Genomic DNA, 15,754 nt, shown 5'->3' with positions numbered 1-15,754 from the left:
TGGTAGAGTCTAGAAACAAGGCTCCGTCGGAGAGCCTGCATCCAAGCACACGTGGGGCTATGAAGAACTTGAAGTCTACTTTGCGTCCGGGTGTGTTGAGTGTCTTTTTGCTCGCGGGGTTGCTCCCGTTGTATGCGCAGGCGCCTCAAGAGCCGAAACAGATCGTTCGATCTGCCATGGATGCTGAGCTTTCGGCGGATTTGACCGACCACTCGAGATGGAAGTATCGCGATGTGCAGAAAGACGGCATAGATACAGTTTCGATTGTGGTGGAGACCGATCACGGGGCAGTGAAGCGCTTGATCAGCAGGTGGGGGCGACCGCTGAGCGACTCAGAGGCAAGGATCGAGGACGCGCGCGTGCAGACGTTCATTCACGACCCAAGTCAGCTCGCCAAGCAGAAGCGAGATGGCATGCAGGATGGAAAGAATGCCGAAGAGTTGCTGAGGATGCTTCCCGACGCTTTTACGTGGAAGGTGCAGAGCGAAGACGAGAAAAATATCACACTGCATTTCGAACCGAATTCAAAGTTTAGCCCACCAGATATGCAGGGACGCGTATTGGGACAGATGGCCGGTGTATTGGTCGTAGATAAGGGACAAAACCGAATCGTGACTATCAGCGGAAAGCTGACAGAAGACGTGACAATTGGTTGGGGACTTCTGGGTCGGTTGCGTCAAGGTGGGACGTTTCGAGTAGAACGCCGGGAAGTCGCGCCGGGTTTGTGGCAGATCGTAGAAACCCATGTGCATATTGAAGGAAAGGCTCTGTTCTTTAAGAACATTGGGCAACAACAGGATGAGATTCAGACTGACTTTGTCCAAGTACCGCATGGAACGACGCTGGAGCAGGCGGCGGAGATGTCGAAGGCGTTGAAGTAGGGTATAGGAATGGCGGCTCGCTGTATGCTCGGAGATGATGTCACATACTCCCTATCCACAAACTGATCGTGAAGTGATGCGTCTCATCGAGCGCTCACCTGGGCATCGCGCTGGCTATAAGCAGTTGATTCGCGAACTTGGGTTGGGCGGCGGACGTGAGCGCAGGTTGTTGTTGGAACAACTCGCCAGGATCACCGCTCGGGGAGAGCTGGTGAAGGTCGATAGTGAGCAGTGGAGTCTGCCGACGGCCACGCCGGAGAAGACGAAGCGGGTAAAGCGCGGTGCAGTCGAGATGCCAGTGGAGCATCGGGCCACGCGGGACAGGCTACTTGCCGGTCGATTGGATCTGCATCGGGACGGTTATGGGTTTGTTCGGCCGAATGGGAGTGTGGATCGAAGCGATGACCTTTTTATCCCTCCGCACGAGCTGAACGGAGCGATGCAGGGCGATGAAGTGCTGGTGGATGAAGCGCCGCCGGGGCGGGATGGGCGTCGATCCGGTCGGGTTGCGCGAGTGCTGAATCGAAGGAACCCGACTGTTGTGGGGATCTTTCATTACGCGAGGACACATCGGGGGGGAAGTCCTTGGGAAACCGCTCCCATGATCAACGGCAACTACATTACGCCTCTCGACGAACGGATGACACAAGCGATCTTGATTCCGGAGGGTGCTGAGGTTCCGTCGACGCAGCAGCAGACGCCTCACCGTGTTCTCGGTGAAGAAGCACAGGCACAACAATCTCACTGGTCGGAAGAGTTGGATCCGCACAGGCCACTTGAAGGGCTCGCCGTTGACGTGGAGATTACGGATTTTCCGACAGTCGGAAGGCCGGCGCGCGGGCGAGTGATTGAGGTGCTGGGACCACCGGACGCTTTTGGGGTTGATGTCGAAATCATCATTCGCAAACACCATCTACCGCACGTATTTCCAGCGAACGTACTGGCCGACGCCACGGCATCTGCCGAACAGACCGTCGCAATGCTGGATGCGGAAGAGATCGGGCGACGCAGAGATTTTCGTGGCTTGAATATTGTCACGATCGATGGAGAGACTGCACGAGACTTCGATGACGCGGTGCTGGTGACGCCTCTGCCGAACGGGAATTGGGAGCTGCAAGTTCACATCGCTGATGTCAGCTATTACGTTGGACCAGGGACGGCGCTGGATCTCGAGGCGCGACTGCGTGGGACCTCGGTTTATTTTCCGGATCGTGCCATACCAATGTTGCCGCCACAGCTTTCGAGCGGCATGTGCAGCCTGCGACCAGACGAAGATCGGCTGGTGTTGAGCTGCATCATGAAGATAGACGGACGTGGCGAAGTGCTTGGGTATGAGGTCTGTGAGGGCATCATCCGCAGCGCGAAACGGATGACGTACACGCAGATCCAGGGTGTCCTCGACGGGAATGTCGAGACGCGGCAGGAATTCGCCAAATTGGTGCCAGAGTTCGAACGGATGTATGAGCTGGCGCTGAAGTTGAACGCGAAACGGCATCGCCGCGGATCGATCGATTTCGATCTCCCTGAACCAGTGATTCAATTCGATCCGGACGGAAACATGGAAGCCATCGTGCGGTCGCAGCGAGGATGGGCGCATCGTTTGATCGAAGAGTTTATGTTGTCCGCGAACGAATGCGTGGCTACCTGGATCGAGTCGCAGGATGTGGCGAGCGTATACAGAATTCACGAGGTTCCGGATCCGAAACGGATTGTCGATTTCGAAGAAACAGCAAGCCAATTTGGTTATTCACTTGGCTTCAGCACCCTGCCGGTGAAGCGAATTCAAACGAAGGGCGATCGGCGTGATTCGCGTGGAACCAACCGGCAGGCGAAGACGCACGAAGTAGCAGAGTCAATTCCGGTAACACCGCAGATGTATCAGAAGTTGACGGCAAAGATCGCAGGGAAGGCAGAGGAAAGGATTCTGTCATACCTAATGCTGCGTTCCCTCAAGCAGGCGCGATATAGCGAGAAGAATGTTGGGCACTTTGCGCTGGCGAGTCCAAGTTATACGCACTTTACATCGCCGATTCGGCGGTATCCGGATTTGATTGTGCATCGTCTGTTGCGAGAGCTGATTCAGAGTGGCGCGGACCCAGCGGGTGCGGCGATTTTGTCGGATGGGCCGCAGCCATGGGGGGAGAAACCTATTGGCAAAAGACGGCCGGAACACGTGGAACGATCCCCTGTGGAGGGACCGATTCCAGAGGCGGAGTTGGGAGCGATTGCAGCTGAGTCAAGCCAATCGGAGCGACGAGCCGATGATGCTGAGCGCGAGCTGATCGAGTGGAAGAAGATCAAATTCATGCAGGACCGCGTGGGTGAGGACTTCAACGCCATCATTCTTTCATGTACGAAGTATGGGTTCTTCGTCGAATTGAATGATCTGTTTATTGAAGGGTTGGTGCCTTTGACCTCGCTGCAGGATGACCGTTATATGTTTCGCGATACAGATCGCCAGATCGTCGGAACACGTAACGGGAGGGTGTTCAAGATGGGGCAGCACGTGCATGTGCTGCTGGATCGAATCGACCGGCAACAACGGCGACTGCAGTTTGCATTGCTGCCATCAGACGAGGATGTCGCAGTTGCGCCAAGATCGCTGAGGAGGTCGAAGATCGCGGCGACAGCGAGTGGAGAACGCCCGCACTCCAGTCCGAATCGCTCTGGCAAGAGAGGGAAGACAAAAGCAAAGGCACGGGAGCGGAGTAAGAAATCGAAGGGCAAGCGGAAATAAGCTTCAGACTCTTATTTGTCTGAGGAGGCCGGTGAGGATTAGAACAAGGGCTACGGTGAGTAACGCCACGCGGATTGATGGAGCCGATTCCCAGCGAGGGCGATCTGTGACCAGCCCGCGTAGGGTGTGCGGGATTCATCCCGGCGATTCGATTGCTGATCGGGACCAGCAGCGTGATGGTGAAGACCATTGTTGCCCCAAAGACAGGCAGTGAATACAAGGAGCAAGCCTGGACCCCTCGATACCGGACGGTGTTCAAAGGCCTGTACCTACAAGGAGCAAGACCAGACCGTACCAGGGGGCATCGCCTTGCCGAGTACTGCGGCAAGCGGAGCGGCAGTTTGAGCGTGAGTACTGTTGTTCAATTCTCTTTATCTGCGGATGGACGAAGGCGGCAACTGCGAACTCGTTGCGTACCATTGTTGCTGCCAGGATTACGGTCGCTATGTTCTAGGCAATTGGCATAAGGTCGTGGAATGAGGCGCAACAATTCGTAAGGCATCGTAAAATAAAAGTTCCAAGGAGTTCAAAAGAATGGCACACATGGTTTTCGATACACGATTCAAGGTTGAGATGGAAGGGCTGGACGAGCCGCCGTTCGATTCGGACTTTGGCCAGAAGATATTCAAAAATGTTTCAAAGAAGTCGTGGGGTGAGTGGGTAGAACGGCAGAAGATGCTATTGAATGAGTACCGTCTACAACCTTGGACACGCGAGGCGCAGGAGTTTTTGGTGGAGCAGATGAACGAATTCTTCTTTGGTGAAGGTGGTTCGTTGCCGAAGGAATATGTGGCGCCTACGACGTAGATAGGAGGCCGCCTGAATTCTCGTATAGATGGCAGGTCGTGTACACTTAGAACTGCAGGATACCCCGCCGTCGCCCGCCTGGGCTGACGTGCAAACCAATAGTCGGGACGTGGCTCAGCCTGGTAGAGCGCACCCTTGGGGTGGGTGAGGTCGCTAGTTCGAATCTAGTCGTCCCGACCATTCATTTTTCTATTTATTTTCAACAATTTACAGCCAAAGCCATTTGTCGTGTTCGAACTTGTGCCGCTGTGGAGCACACGCCGAAAGCGTCGCTTCCACCGGCAACGATATTGAAGCTCGCCATTCTGTGCACTTTTTGCCCAAAAGAGGAGTTATTAATATCTTGGCCGGGTTACTGATGGCTTGTGGTGGTGGCTCCAAAGGAAATTCGCAACGTGTAAGTCCTGCAGTGACGCCCCCTGGTACCTACGCTTTAGCCGTCACCGCCGTGGCGGGCAACACGGCAGTCTCTCAAAAGCTGACCCTTGTGATTCAGTAGCAGCAATGTCGCATCCGACTCACGTGGATCGAACTCAGATCCGTGTGAATTTCCAAAAGTGCCGCACAAACTGCAAACCAACGCATTTTCACAAATACAACAGTGGCCTCAGAAGGATCCAACTGTGGACCACTGCTGTCCGATAAACGCGTCGAGCGACAGCGCAGCAAGAGTTACCAAATACGCACGCGCTGATCGGGAGGGAGATAGTACGAGTCCCCTGGCTTTACTCCGAAGGCCGCATACCAGGCGTCCACATTGCGGGTTGGGCCGATTACCCGGAACGCGCGAGGGGAGTGAGGGTCAGAGATGACTTGCTTTCGTATGTAGTCTTCCCGCGCCTTGCCCCGCCAGGCTTGCGCCCATCCGAGAAGCACGCGCTGATCGCCGTTGAAGCCATCGATCACCGGAGCAGGTCCGTTCAACGAGCGGTGATAGGCCTCGAGCGCAACGTTGATACCACCCAGGTCGGCGATATTCTCTCCCATGGTCAGGTCCCTATTGATGTGTGCACCGGGGACGGGCTCATAGCTGGAATATTGCGTTCCCAGACTCTTTGCCCTGGCCTCAAAGGCGTCTGAGTCGGCTTTGCTCCACCAGTCATGGAGTTGCCCCGCCGCATCAAGCTTACGTCCCTCATCGTCGAAGCCGTGCGTCAGTTCGTGACCGATGACGGCGCCGATTGCACCGTAGTTGACCGCTGGGTCCGCTGCGGGATCGAACAGAGGCGGCTGAAGAATGCCGGCGGGAAAGACGATGTCGCGTAGAGATCCGTTGTAGGCGTCGTTGGTCTGCGGAGTCATTGACCAGTCCGTGCGGTCGACGGGTCCATGAAGCCGCGACGTGTAGAACCGCCAATCCGCTTCCCCGGACCGCCGCACGTCACCCACGAGATCGTCCGCGCGTATGACCAGCGTGGAGTAGGCCGGCGGATGATCGGGATAGCCAACCTTAATTTGATAGGTATCGAGTTTCTTCAGTGCCTTAGCCTTGGTGGCCGGGCTCATCCAATCGAGTCGTTCCAGCCGTGCACGCATGGCCGCTTTGATGTTGGTGACGAGCTCTTCGATCTTGATTTTGGAGGAGGGCGGAAAGTATTGCGCGGTATAAAGCTGACCCAGGCCGAAGCCCATATTACCGAAACAGTCTACGCGGTCACCTGTGCAATCTCCGCCACCGACGGCGCGGATGGCAAGCTTCCATCGCACTTGCTCCTCAGACTGGCCGGAAAGAACTTTGTCGCGGAATTGAAAGCGTGCTTCAGAGAATGGCTTCGCAAGATAGAAGGCTGCATTGTCGGCAACTGTGAACGCCTCCCACGCTTGCAAAACTTTTAGCGGAGTGGATTCGTAGATGGCCGCGATACGAGGGAATGCAGACTTCTCCGACACCACCAGGCGATCGACGCCGTTAAGGTCTGCGCCTAGCAGGAATCTTTGCCACGCGAAGTCGGGGGCCAGAACGGCAAGCTCGCTCTGTGTTTGCGGATTGTAAGTGCCCTCGACGTCGCGCTGCTGAGCTCTGGTCCAACTCGCATCTGCCACCCGGGTTTCGAAGGCGACAACGGCGGCGGCATTGGTTTCGGGTTCGGCCCACCCGACCAGGGCTAAGAGCTTGGCTATATATGTTTGAAAGGCCGCCTTCTGTGAAGCAAAGGTGGGCTCGAGGTAATAATCCCGATCCGGGAGACCCAGCCCCCCTTGAGTTGCATATACGGCGTAGCGGCTGGTGTCTTTGAGATCGACATCGGTTCCCAGACTGAAGATGGTGGCATAGAAATCGGTATTGTTGCGGCCCATGAGCTCTGCAATGTCCTGCCGGTCCTTAGCCGCGCGGATTGCGCTTAGCTCTGGTCCGATGGGGGCTGCGCCTAGCGTGTCAAGCCGCGCCTCGTCCAGGAATGCTTTATAGAAGGCTCCGGCCTTTTGCTCCAGCGTTACCGGCTGCGCGGGTGCAGCGGCGGCAGCTTTTTCCATAAGCTCATGAAGTCGGGCTTCGGTGATGTCGGACATCAGGTGGCGCAGCGAAGCCAAGGGCTGGTCAGGCGGGATTTGCGTTCGGGCAACCCACGTGCCTGAGGCGTACTGATTGAATCATTGCCTGGTTTGACATTCGGGTCCATCGCGGTGAGGTCAATTCCCCAGCTGCCATATTGGGGCTTGTTCGACTCCTGCGCCTTCGTAGTGCTCCCGGCGCTCAAGCAGGCAAGTGCGAGGCAGACCGAATAGGTAAAGTTGAAACTCATCTCTGCCCCTTAGTCACCGCTCAATCGCAGCCGTTCGCCACAAATGGTCAACCTCGACGAGACGGCTTGCGCAGAACCCCAATGTTTCGCCGGGTTGGTTCGCCGTGTCTAAAAATATACTGCCTCGCCGTTGGCGCAAAAAAACAGTCCCCAGAAAGCGGGTCATGTTTGTCCCCGAAGGCACCCGCTGAGGTTGAGTTATGGCGCACGTACTCGGCTGTTGCGAGCGATCACGATCGGGAAGATCGTTAGTCGAGTGAGCTCGCCGGTGGCGTCGTCGTAGAGGAACGAGCCTACAGGGACTTTGAGGGTTGTGGTGGAGCTAGATCAGTTGGAGCCGAGGCCGTGAACGCAGCGCTGTGTTTTGTGCTCGGGGTTGAAGTGGGAAGTGGACTAGGGTGTTGGAAATGAAACTTTCTCGACGGAAGGCTAAGCAGCCGTTACCGACCTTGATACGAATTCTTGGTTCATCAATATCTCCATTAATCGAGAGTAATTTGCGAGCGGGAAGCCAGTTTCAACGCTGGACAGGGTTATGTCGTGATCTTTGAGAGTGGTGGACTCCCGCACGAGACACTGCTTTTACATTTCGTAATCCTCTCTTAACCGCGACATGCGAGTCTGGTCAGGACTCGCACATTTGATTAGATCATTGGCCCATAGCAGGCGGCGCGGAAGTATGTGCGCAGTCTGCAGGGCGAGTCAATTCAGGAGACCAGAATGAAGATTTCGGGACTAATGATGCGGTGCGCGCTAATTGCGGCGTTCTGTATGGGCACAGGGCTGCATGGCTACGGGCAGTCGGCTGTCGACGGCGCAATCGGCGGTACGGTGGAGGATTCTAGTGGTTCGGCAATTGGGAGCGCGATCGTACTCGTCCACTCGAATGCGACAAACGCCGAGCAGAATGTGAAAGTCGATAACTCCGGTGTCTTCCGGGTGATCCATCTGCAGCCTGCAACCTACACGGTTACAATTACGGCGCCGGGATTCCGCACCTTTCGTTCTGTCGAGGTGATCGTCGAGGTCGGTGTGCTGACGGACCTCTCTCCTAAGTTGCCGGTGGGCAATGCGAGCGAGACGGTCGAGGTGACCAGCGAGGCGCCTATGCTCAATACGACTTCGCCGGACTTCTCCGGGGTCATCAATCAGAAGACGCTGCTGGATCTGCCGGTGAATAACTACCGGTGGTCGGCCTACGCGCTCCTGACGCCGGCAGTGGTTGCGGATTCGAGCGGGTTTGGTTTGTTGAGTTTTCGTGGCCAGAGCACGTTGCTTAATAACGTGACGATCGACGGCGCTGATGATAATCAGGCCTACTTCTCAGAGGAGCGTGGCCGCACGCGCGCAGGCTACTCGACGGCCAAGGCTTCGGTGCAGGAGTTCCAGGTCAATACGTCGAACTACTCGGTGGAGTACGGCCGATCCGCTGGTGGCGTCGTAAACTCGATCACGAAGTCAGGTGGTAATCAGTTTCACGGCGAGGCATACTTTTACGATCGCGATGCGGAGTGGGGAGCTGCGAACGCGTTCACGACACAGACTGTGCAACTGATTCCAGGTGGTCCGTTTACGACGGAGAACTTCAAACCGACTGATCGACGCAAGCAGTGGGGCGGTGCAGTCGGTGGACCAATCTTGCACGACAAGCTGTTCTTCTTCTTCGCGGGTGACCGCTTTCAGAGAAACTTTCCGGCGGTGGCGGCTGCGAGCAATCCTTCGAGCTTCTTCGCCACTCCAGACGCGGCGCTTCCAGCCGGTAAGGTGTGCGGCGGGACAGGTGCGACGGCGCCAAGTGCGATCGACGCGTCGGCGTGTACGCTGCAGACCAATCTGAAGCTGGCCACGTATGGCGCAGCCGCAACCGACTACGTCAGCGGGCTTACGAATCTGAATACACTGCTTGGCAGCGTGCCGCGAACCGGCGATCAGACGGTCTTCTTTCCTAAGCTGGACTGGCAGATCAACGGAAAGAATCATGCTTCGTTTGAGGTGAATCGATTACGCTGGATCTCGCCCGCCGGTATTCAGACGGCTGCAACGGTCTTCGACGGCTCGCATAGCTTTGGGAATGACTATGTGCGCGATACGTTCGGCATTGCGAAGCTGGATACGGTGATTACGAATAGCATCAGCAACGAAGTCCGGTATCAGTATGGCCGCGACTTTGAGTTCGAGTTTGCCCAGGATCCATCGCCGTACGAGACATCGAACTTGGTAGGAACCGACGCTGGGAGGCTACAGCAATCCTTTTGGGGGGCTTCCGCCGAGTGTCGCGATTACCAACGGCTTTACTTTCGGCACGCAAACGTTCCTGCAACGTGCCGCGCTGCCGGATGAGCGTCGCACTCAGGTTGCCGATACGGTGAACTGGATTCACGAAAACCATAGCATCAAATTCGGTGGCGACTACATCCATACGTACGACCTGATCAATAATCTCTTCGCGCAGTACGGTGGATACAGTTACTCGACGCTGACGAACTACCTCACGGATCTCTACCTCTCGCAGAATCCCAACACAGTTTCGCAGGCACACAACTACAGCTCGTACACGCAGGGCTTCGGCCGGTCTGGTCTCGATTTCACTACCAACGACTATGCTTTCTTTGTTCAGGACGAGTGGAAGTTGAACCCGCGCCTGAGCCTGACCGGTGGCCTCCGCTATGAGTACGAGCAGTTGCCTTCGCCGGTGAGCGACCTTGTCGTTTCATCGATTCCCGAGACTGGCTCCATGCCGAGCAACAAGACCAACATCGGTCCGCGCGTTGGATTTGCTTACGATATGTTTGGAAGTGGCAAGACAGTTCTGCGAGGCGGGTACGGAGAGTTTTTTGCTCGCGTCATCAACTCGACTATCTACAACGCGCTGATCAACACGGGTTCACTCAACGGTCAGCCGAGTTTTACTTATACTTCGACGAGCGCAGGAGCCCCGGTGTTTCCGGAGGTCATTCCGGCTCTGGTGAACACTGGAACGCCCCCGAACTCTACCTTTTTCGACAAGAACTTCAAGCTGCCTGAGATTCACCAGGCAGACCTCGCGGTTGAGCAGGACATCGGCTGGAATACCGTCGTCAGCGTCACCTGGCTGGGATCGTTTGGACGACGTCTGCCGAGCTTCGTAGATGAGAACCTTCCAACTCCGACCTCTGTGACCTACACGGTGGTAGATACGTCAAGAAAGGGCCCGTTAGCAAACGGTTCTACCTTTACGACGAACTTCTTTGCGAAGAGCACAGCGTCGTCGAAGGTGTGCCCGAGCCAGCGTCCAGACTGTAACTTTGGATCGAAGACGAACATCTTCAGCGGTGTGAACTCGAACTACCAGGGGTTGGTGGGCCAGATCTCGCATCGTCTGACACACAACCTGCAGTTCATGGCGAACTACACGTGGTCTCATGCGCTGGACAACGGGGAAAACAACCAGACGGGTACCTCTGCCAACGCGTTGGTGGATCCGACAAATCTTCGCGCGGAGTATGGAAACTCCAACCAAAATGTTCCGAACCGGTTCGTTTTGACTGCAGTTGCCACAGCACCGTGGCACTACACGGGTTTGAAGAGTTACCTTCTGAACGACTATGAGATTTCGCCAAACTTCTTAGCGCAGAGCGGGTTGCCCTATTCATTGGCCACTAGCGGAACGCTGTCGACCGGGCTTGTCAACGGTGCACAGTTGAACGCGGTGGGGAGTGGCGCAAACGGATCGGGCGGAACCGGCACAGGCAACGGGACATTCCGTCTCCCTGGGTTTGAGCGCAACGGGCTTCAGCAGCCGAACACGAATGTTCTCGATCTACGCCTCTCGAAGCGCTTTACTGTTGCGGAACGGGTGAAGTTTGAGTTGCTGGGGGAGAGCTTCAACATTCTGAATCGTCAGAATGTCACGTCGGTGAATACGACCGGATACTTCATCGGTACTACCACCAATGCAGCGAAACAGGTAACGGGAAACCTGCTCACGTTTAACACGAGCAGCGCGAACTCAGCCCAACCTCTTTTCGGGGCCGTGACAAACTCGAACGCCAGCGGGTTCACTTACACGCCACGGCAGGTTCAGTTAGGGATTCGAGCCCAGTTCTAAACCCTTACCGTTGTTTTCCGAAGGGCGGCGGGCTTCGGCTGTCGCCCTTTTGCGGTTAACAGAGAAGTTGGCCTTCATAGAAGCTGCATCTGCGCCTGATCTCATAGTGTTTTATTATTTTTCAATCCGACGTGGAAGAGCCCAGTCAGGAAGCGGCAAGGTTACCCGTCATTCGTTCGGGATTAAGCGGGAAACAACGCGATCCTCCAGGGTCACATCAGCGCTCGCATTGGTAACGAAAGTTCGAAAGTCGTCTACCAGGACCGACCAACACTTCTGTAATCCACAATGGAGAGTCGCTAGAGAGCTAAGACTTTCCATAATTCTGGACGAGATCGTTCGACCGGCAACCAACGCGGGTTTGTGAAAGTCCCGTCTCGTGACGCGGCTGTGTCGCTCTGACAGAGTCTCTAGTAGCCGATCGTGCCACAACTCACACTGCTCAAGTCATTTCAGATTCCATAAAACAAAAGAGGCGACCACGGGTGCAGTCGCCTCTTGTCGAGGTATGTTTCTCTCACTGGATAGTGATGGACAAGTGATTGGAGCTCACGGAGCCAGGGTTCTGGCTGCCAAGCGTGATGGTTTGTGCAATCGCGAGGTCGGATGCGGGTATGGCCACTTGCAGATGAGTGCTATCGATGAAGGTTGTTGTACGGGGAGATCCATTCCAAAGTGCCACTGCGCCAGGGAGAAAAGCGGTGCCTGTGATCGTGAGGTACAGATTGCCGGTGCCAACGCCGATGGTACTTTGATTGGCATTGGTAAGAGTTGGCGGTGGGTAGGTGGCTGCCTCCGCAGGAAGTACGAATGGCCCGCGGATAGGAAGATCTGGGGCGTCTGAGAAGTTGCTGTGTTGGGCACCAGGTAAGCTAGCCCGTCCTGACCGAAACGCGTTCCGCTCAACCCTGAGACCGAATTCCCGAGCAGTTGGATTTGCTGTTCGAGTGTAAAGTGCTGCGTATCGAACCGCTCTAGGAAGTAGGCAGCTGTACCTGCGTCGTTGACGCCGACGACGAAGGCCTTGGATTCCGCCTGATACGGGACCACTCCACCTCCGACCAGACCGCTTGAATACGGGCCATTTCCAAGAGGAAGGATTGCAACTTGCAAGGGCGGAGTCGTGCTGGGATTGATGATGCCACCGCCTGCACCAAAGACGAGGCCGCCGTCTAGGGCGAACTCACCTCCGAAGCCACCTAGTCCGTTCAGCGTAGTTCCATCGACCAATGTTGCTCCAGTCGCGTCGATGCTGTAACGGTAGAACTCCGCACCAGAGGTTTCGGAATCATAGGCGTAGAAGTGGGTCGCGTCGGCAAAAACGGGGTTGTCCCCGGAGTAGATCTGCGTCAGTTTGTTTCGGAAAGTTCCAGTACTACCGGAGATCTCCAAGATGCCTATGCCTGTGGCATACCCGAGTTCCACGGCAAGGCTCGAGTCGGAGCCAGGTACTGTGGCGATGGCGATGCTGCAACATTCCCGCTTGAATAAACTGAAGTGGAGATGATTGGAACTGTAAGATCGAGCGTCTGATTGAGGAGGTTGAAGCGACTCAGGCTCTTGGCACCGCTGAGACCGATGTAAAGATAGTTGCCATCGCTGGTTTCAGAGAGCAGATTTGGATCACTGCCAACCTGGATTGGTGAACCTACACTTCCGTTTGCCGGGTCGATGACAACCAGGCTATTGCCGGTAATTGTCGTCGAAGTGCTGAGTAGAACAGCATAGATCTTCCGCGTAAAGGGATCAAAGTTGATGGCACTTGCAGGTACATCCAGCAGTTGATAGATGTGCAGGTGCAACGCGGCGACTGTCCGCCTCCAAGTGTGGTGTGGTTACTGAGACTTGAGCCCAGCCGAGCTGCTGGACCAGAGAAGAGTCGACGGTCGCAGTCATCTGGCCGCTGCTCACAATCGTGGTTGGCAGATGTTGTCCGTTCCACAACACGCTGGAGGCCGCAGTGAAACCAGTTCCATCCACAGTCATAGTCAGGGTAGAACTACCGGCGGCAACCAGCGCAGGAGACAGTTGAGTGATGATGGGCGATGGGTTGAAAGGATTGCCGGTGACTGTCGTAGTCGCGGTCGTCTGATTATTAGAGGAGACTGGATCAAAGCTGACTGAAGAGGTAGTTGCGGTCATCCCGAGCGTTCCCGAGGTAGTCGGCGTCACTGAGACCGTGACATTGGCCGAGCTGCCGTTAGCGATCATTCCGAGATCGCAGTCGAGTGAGCTGTCGCCGCCGCAGGTTCCTTTCGACGGAGTAACAACTCCATTGATGGCAGAGGCCGGCAGTGCGGTGTGAAGGGTTACGCCCGTCGAGCCATTTCGACCGAGATTCGTAACTTGCACGGTGTAAGTAAAGGCTATACCCGTGGACGCGGCCGCTGGTGCCTGGATGCTGACGGCTAGATCAGCAGGCGAAGTAGAAGTGTCTTTCAAGATTGGGCCGTGAAGGACATAGAGTTGCGAAGAGGTATGGAAGGCCAGTCCGTCCTGACCCCAACGGACCAGGTCCGCTGGAGTTGAATTGAAGGAGTTCGACGGGTATGAGCCGATGCCGGTCACCGGAAGACTTCCGGTCGGATTGAACGTGCTCTCATCGAAGGCAAGGATCTGATTAGTGTTCTCCAGCACCGACGCAGGTACGATCCATGCACGTCCCAACGTTGAGTCCGAGACGACGGGCCCTGAGACCGCAGTCGGAGTTGTAGAGATGGGGCTGGTCGTAGAAAACTGCCCGAGTTGATTACCGGTGCCTGCATCAACCACAGCACCGGGTGAAAGGTAGAGACGGCCGTTGTCGTATTGCACCGTCGTGCCACCAGCGTTGCCACGGCCTAGCTGAGTTGCCGCCGTTATGCCTGTCGCGTCGATGGTCAGTGTATAGAGGTTCGATCCGATAGATTGCGAGTTGAGATAGAGAGTCAAAGCAGAACTGCCGAAGGCGAGCCCGCCGTAGTTCTGGTTGAAATAGGCGCTGAGACCTGAGCTGCTTTTAGCCCTGGCTACGCCCGAGTCAAAGATGGTTACTATGCCGTTGTTCCCGTACACCGCGACCGAGTTAGGTTGACCAGGAAGTGCAGCGAGGCCCGATGCGACGTACGGCGCGTTGTAGACTCCCGGTCGCCGCCAAGCGAAAACTGAAGACCCGCAGTGGCTGTAGTCAGATTTACTTGACGTACAGCGCCGGCACCGTTGAGTCCAGTGAATAGCTGGGTACCGTCACTCGAGAGCGCGATACGAGTTGGCTCACTACCGACGAAGATCGTCTTGAGGATGACGCCAGTGTTGGGATCGATGCCTGCGATGCTGTTGCCAAGGCCCTCGCCGGCCGAACCCGCAATCGAGGCGTAGATGAGGCCATCGACTGCGTTGTAGACGATGTCGTTGATTGGCAGCGCTAGAAACGTTGTGAACGGCTGCGGAGGCAAGGGCTGGCCCTGAGACTCCGGAGTCGAAACCTGAATGCTAGCCTGCGCAAAGCCCGAGATCAACGAGGCCGGAATAACTGCCGTCAACTGAGTGGAGCTTACATAGGCGGTGCTGAGCGGTGTGGTATTCCATTCGACTATGGAGTCCTGGAAGAAGCTGCTTCCAGAGACAGTGATCTGCGTGTCGGGACTACCGGCTGCCACCGAGTTTGGCGTGATGCTGAAGCTAACAGCGGGGGTTGCTATGGTCACCGTTGCGTAGTTCGACTGAACTGCAGGGGAACCAGGATTGCTCACTACAATCTGGATCGAGCCTGCGGAAGTAAAGAACGTCGGTGGAATCGAGATACGGATGTTCGTAGCGCTCTGACTAGATACTCGAACGAACTGGCCATTGGCCTGAACCGTCGCGTTTGGCGCAAAACCACTTCCGGAAATGCTAACCGATACCGGCACATTCGAGGAGGCGTTGACCGCTACACTCGATGGGCTGACGGAAAAGATCGTTGGCAAGTTTGCGGCCACCACAAGTTCAGTTGGAGTCGTAGTTTTGCCGCCTGGCCCCGGATTGTTGATAGTGATTTGGCCCGTGCCATAGCTCTGCAAGTCCATAGACGTTAATGACACCTGCAACGTCGTGCCGTTGACGAAGACCGTAGGCCGAGCTACGCCGTTCCACATAACTACGGAGTTTGCCTCGCAGCCGCTGCCGTTAACCGTAACTGTTGCTGCAGCACCTTGAGGTACCGTCTGTGGCGAAAGCCCGGTAAGAATAGGCGTCGGACTCATAATCGAGAAACTCGCTGCTGCAGAGTTGCCTCCTCCCGGCGAAGGATTTGAGGCAACAAAACTCACTATCTGTCCGGAAGCCAACGCAGACGCAGGCACAGCCACTTGCAAGCTCGTCGCGCTGACGTATTTTGCTTGTAGTGCGGTGCCATTCAGAGCCGCAGCTGTGGACGCAACATAGCCCGTACCGGTGAAGGTCACTGTCTGCGAAGGCGGGCCAGCGACGATGCTTCCAGGAGATATGGATGAGATGGTCGGCGTCATAAAATTGCCCT

The 15,754-nt window shown here is 55.9% G+C and carries 12 protein-coding genes and 1 tRNA gene; 7 read left to right on the top strand and 6 right to left on the bottom strand.

Going from position 1 to position 15,754, the window contains the following annotated elements; all coding sequences use genetic code 11:
• Positions 1-59: 59 nt before the first annotated feature.
• The 5 genes from HDF14_RS03235 to HDF14_RS03215 all read left to right on the top strand — a co-directional run bounded on the left by HDF14_RS03235 (position 60) and on the right by HDF14_RS03215 (position 4,924).
• Positions 60-881: a hypothetical protein gene (locus HDF14_RS03235; RefSeq protein WP_183973427.1), complete on the top strand. Its 822-nt coding sequence runs from the start codon at positions 60-62 to the stop codon at positions 879-881.
• Positions 882-918: 37 nt separating this feature from the next.
• Positions 919-3,618: a ribonuclease R family protein gene (locus HDF14_RS03230; protein WP_183973705.1), complete on the top strand. Its 2,700-nt coding sequence runs from the start codon at positions 919-921 to the stop codon at positions 3,616-3,618.
• Between the two features lie 534 nt (positions 3,619-4,152).
• A complete protein-coding gene (locus HDF14_RS03225; RefSeq protein WP_183973425.1) occupies positions 4,153-4,425 on the top strand; it encodes an oxidative damage protection protein in 273 nt (90 codons plus the stop codon).
• A 103-nt stretch (positions 4,426-4,528) separates the two neighbouring features.
• A tRNA-Pro gene (locus tag HDF14_RS03220) sits at positions 4,529-4,605 on the top strand.
• A 163-nt stretch (positions 4,606-4,768) separates the two neighbouring features.
• Positions 4,769-4,924, top strand: a complete 156-nt coding sequence (locus HDF14_RS03215; protein ID WP_183973424.1) for a hypothetical protein — start codon at positions 4,769-4,771, stop codon at positions 4,922-4,924.
• A 173-nt stretch (positions 4,925-5,097) separates the two neighbouring features.
• On the opposite strand, the gene HDF14_RS03210 is transcribed toward HDF14_RS03215, so the two are convergent.
• Entirely contained in the window at positions 5,098-6,957 is a 1,860-nt protein-coding gene (locus HDF14_RS03210) for a M13 family metallopeptidase (RefSeq protein ID WP_260697976.1), read from the bottom strand.
• Positions 6,936-7,169 (bottom strand): hypothetical protein, encoded by a 234-nt coding sequence (locus HDF14_RS25955; RefSeq protein WP_221304521.1) that lies wholly within the window; start codon positions 7,167-7,169, stop codon positions 6,936-6,938. The genes HDF14_RS03210 and HDF14_RS25955 overlap by 22 nt, the downstream gene beginning before the upstream one ends.
• A 720-nt stretch (positions 7,170-7,889) precedes the next feature.
• Here HDF14_RS25955 and HDF14_RS26305 point away from each other — a divergent pair.
• Entirely contained in the window at positions 7,890-9,509 is a 1,620-nt protein-coding gene (locus tag HDF14_RS26305; protein WP_260697975.1) for a TonB-dependent receptor, read from the top strand.
• 25 nt (positions 9,510-9,534) lie between these two features.
• Positions 9,535-11,256 (top strand): TonB-dependent receptor domain-containing protein, encoded by a 1,722-nt coding sequence (locus tag HDF14_RS26300; protein ID WP_313899469.1) that lies wholly within the window; start codon positions 9,535-9,537, stop codon positions 11,254-11,256.
• Between the two features lie 549 nt (positions 11,257-11,805).
• On the opposite strand, the gene HDF14_RS03200 is transcribed toward HDF14_RS26300, so the two are convergent.
• The 4 genes from HDF14_RS03200 to HDF14_RS03185 are packed head-to-tail and all read right to left on the bottom strand — an operon-like array spanning position 11,806 to position 15,743.
• The gene (locus tag HDF14_RS03200; RefSeq protein ID WP_183973423.1) at positions 11,806-12,681 is read right to left on the bottom strand and encodes a hypothetical protein; all 876 of its coding nucleotides are present in this window, start codon (positions 12,679-12,681) and stop codon (positions 11,806-11,808) included.
• Positions 12,654-13,058 (bottom strand): YncE family protein, encoded by a 405-nt coding sequence (locus HDF14_RS03195; RefSeq protein ID WP_183973422.1) that lies wholly within the window; start codon positions 13,056-13,058, stop codon positions 12,654-12,656. Before HDF14_RS03195 ends, HDF14_RS03200 begins: the two co-directional genes overlap by 28 nt.
• Complete coding sequence (locus HDF14_RS27125) at positions 13,003-14,310, bottom strand: DUF11 domain-containing protein (RefSeq protein ID WP_183973421.1); 1,308 nt, start codon at positions 14,308-14,310, stop codon at positions 13,003-13,005. The genes HDF14_RS03195 and HDF14_RS27125 overlap by 56 nt, the downstream gene beginning before the upstream one ends.
• On the bottom strand, positions 14,289-15,743 hold the full coding sequence (locus HDF14_RS03185) for a YncE family protein (RefSeq protein WP_183973420.1): 1,455 nt from the start codon (positions 15,741-15,743) through the stop codon (positions 14,289-14,291). Before HDF14_RS03185 ends, HDF14_RS27125 begins: the two co-directional genes overlap by 22 nt.
• Positions 15,744-15,754 lie beyond the last annotated feature (11 nt).

The sequence above is a fragment of the Tunturiibacter gelidiferens genome (assembly GCF_014201335.1).
Lineage (GTDB): Bacteria > Acidobacteriota > Terriglobia > Terriglobales > Acidobacteriaceae > Edaphobacter > Edaphobacter lichenicola_E.
This window is presented reverse-complemented; position numbering and strand designations above follow the sequence as displayed.

What these genes read in the sequence shown, in the direction of transcription:
- HDF14_RS03235 (WP_183973427.1), top strand. Translation starts at nt 60, where the DNA reads ATGAAGAACTTGAAGTCTACTTTGCGTCCGGGTGTGTTGAGTGTCTTT.
- HDF14_RS03230 (WP_183973705.1), top strand. Translation starts at nt 919, where the DNA reads ATGTCACATACTCCCTATCCACAAACTGATCGTGAAGTGATGCGTCTC.
- HDF14_RS03225 (WP_183973425.1), top strand. Translation starts at nt 4,153, where the DNA reads ATGGCACACATGGTTTTCGATACACGATTCAAGGTTGAGATGGAAGGG.
- HDF14_RS25955 (WP_221304521.1), bottom strand. Translation starts at nt 7,169, where the DNA reads ATGAGTTTCAACTTTACCTATTCGGTCTGCCTCGCACTTGCCTGCTTG.
- HDF14_RS26305 (WP_260697975.1), top strand. Translation starts at nt 7,890, where the DNA reads ATGAAGATTTCGGGACTAATGATGCGGTGCGCGCTAATTGCGGCGTTC.
- HDF14_RS03185 (WP_183973420.1), bottom strand. Translation starts at nt 15,743, where the DNA reads ATGACGCCGACCATCTCATCCATATCTCCTGGAAGCATCGTCGCTGGC.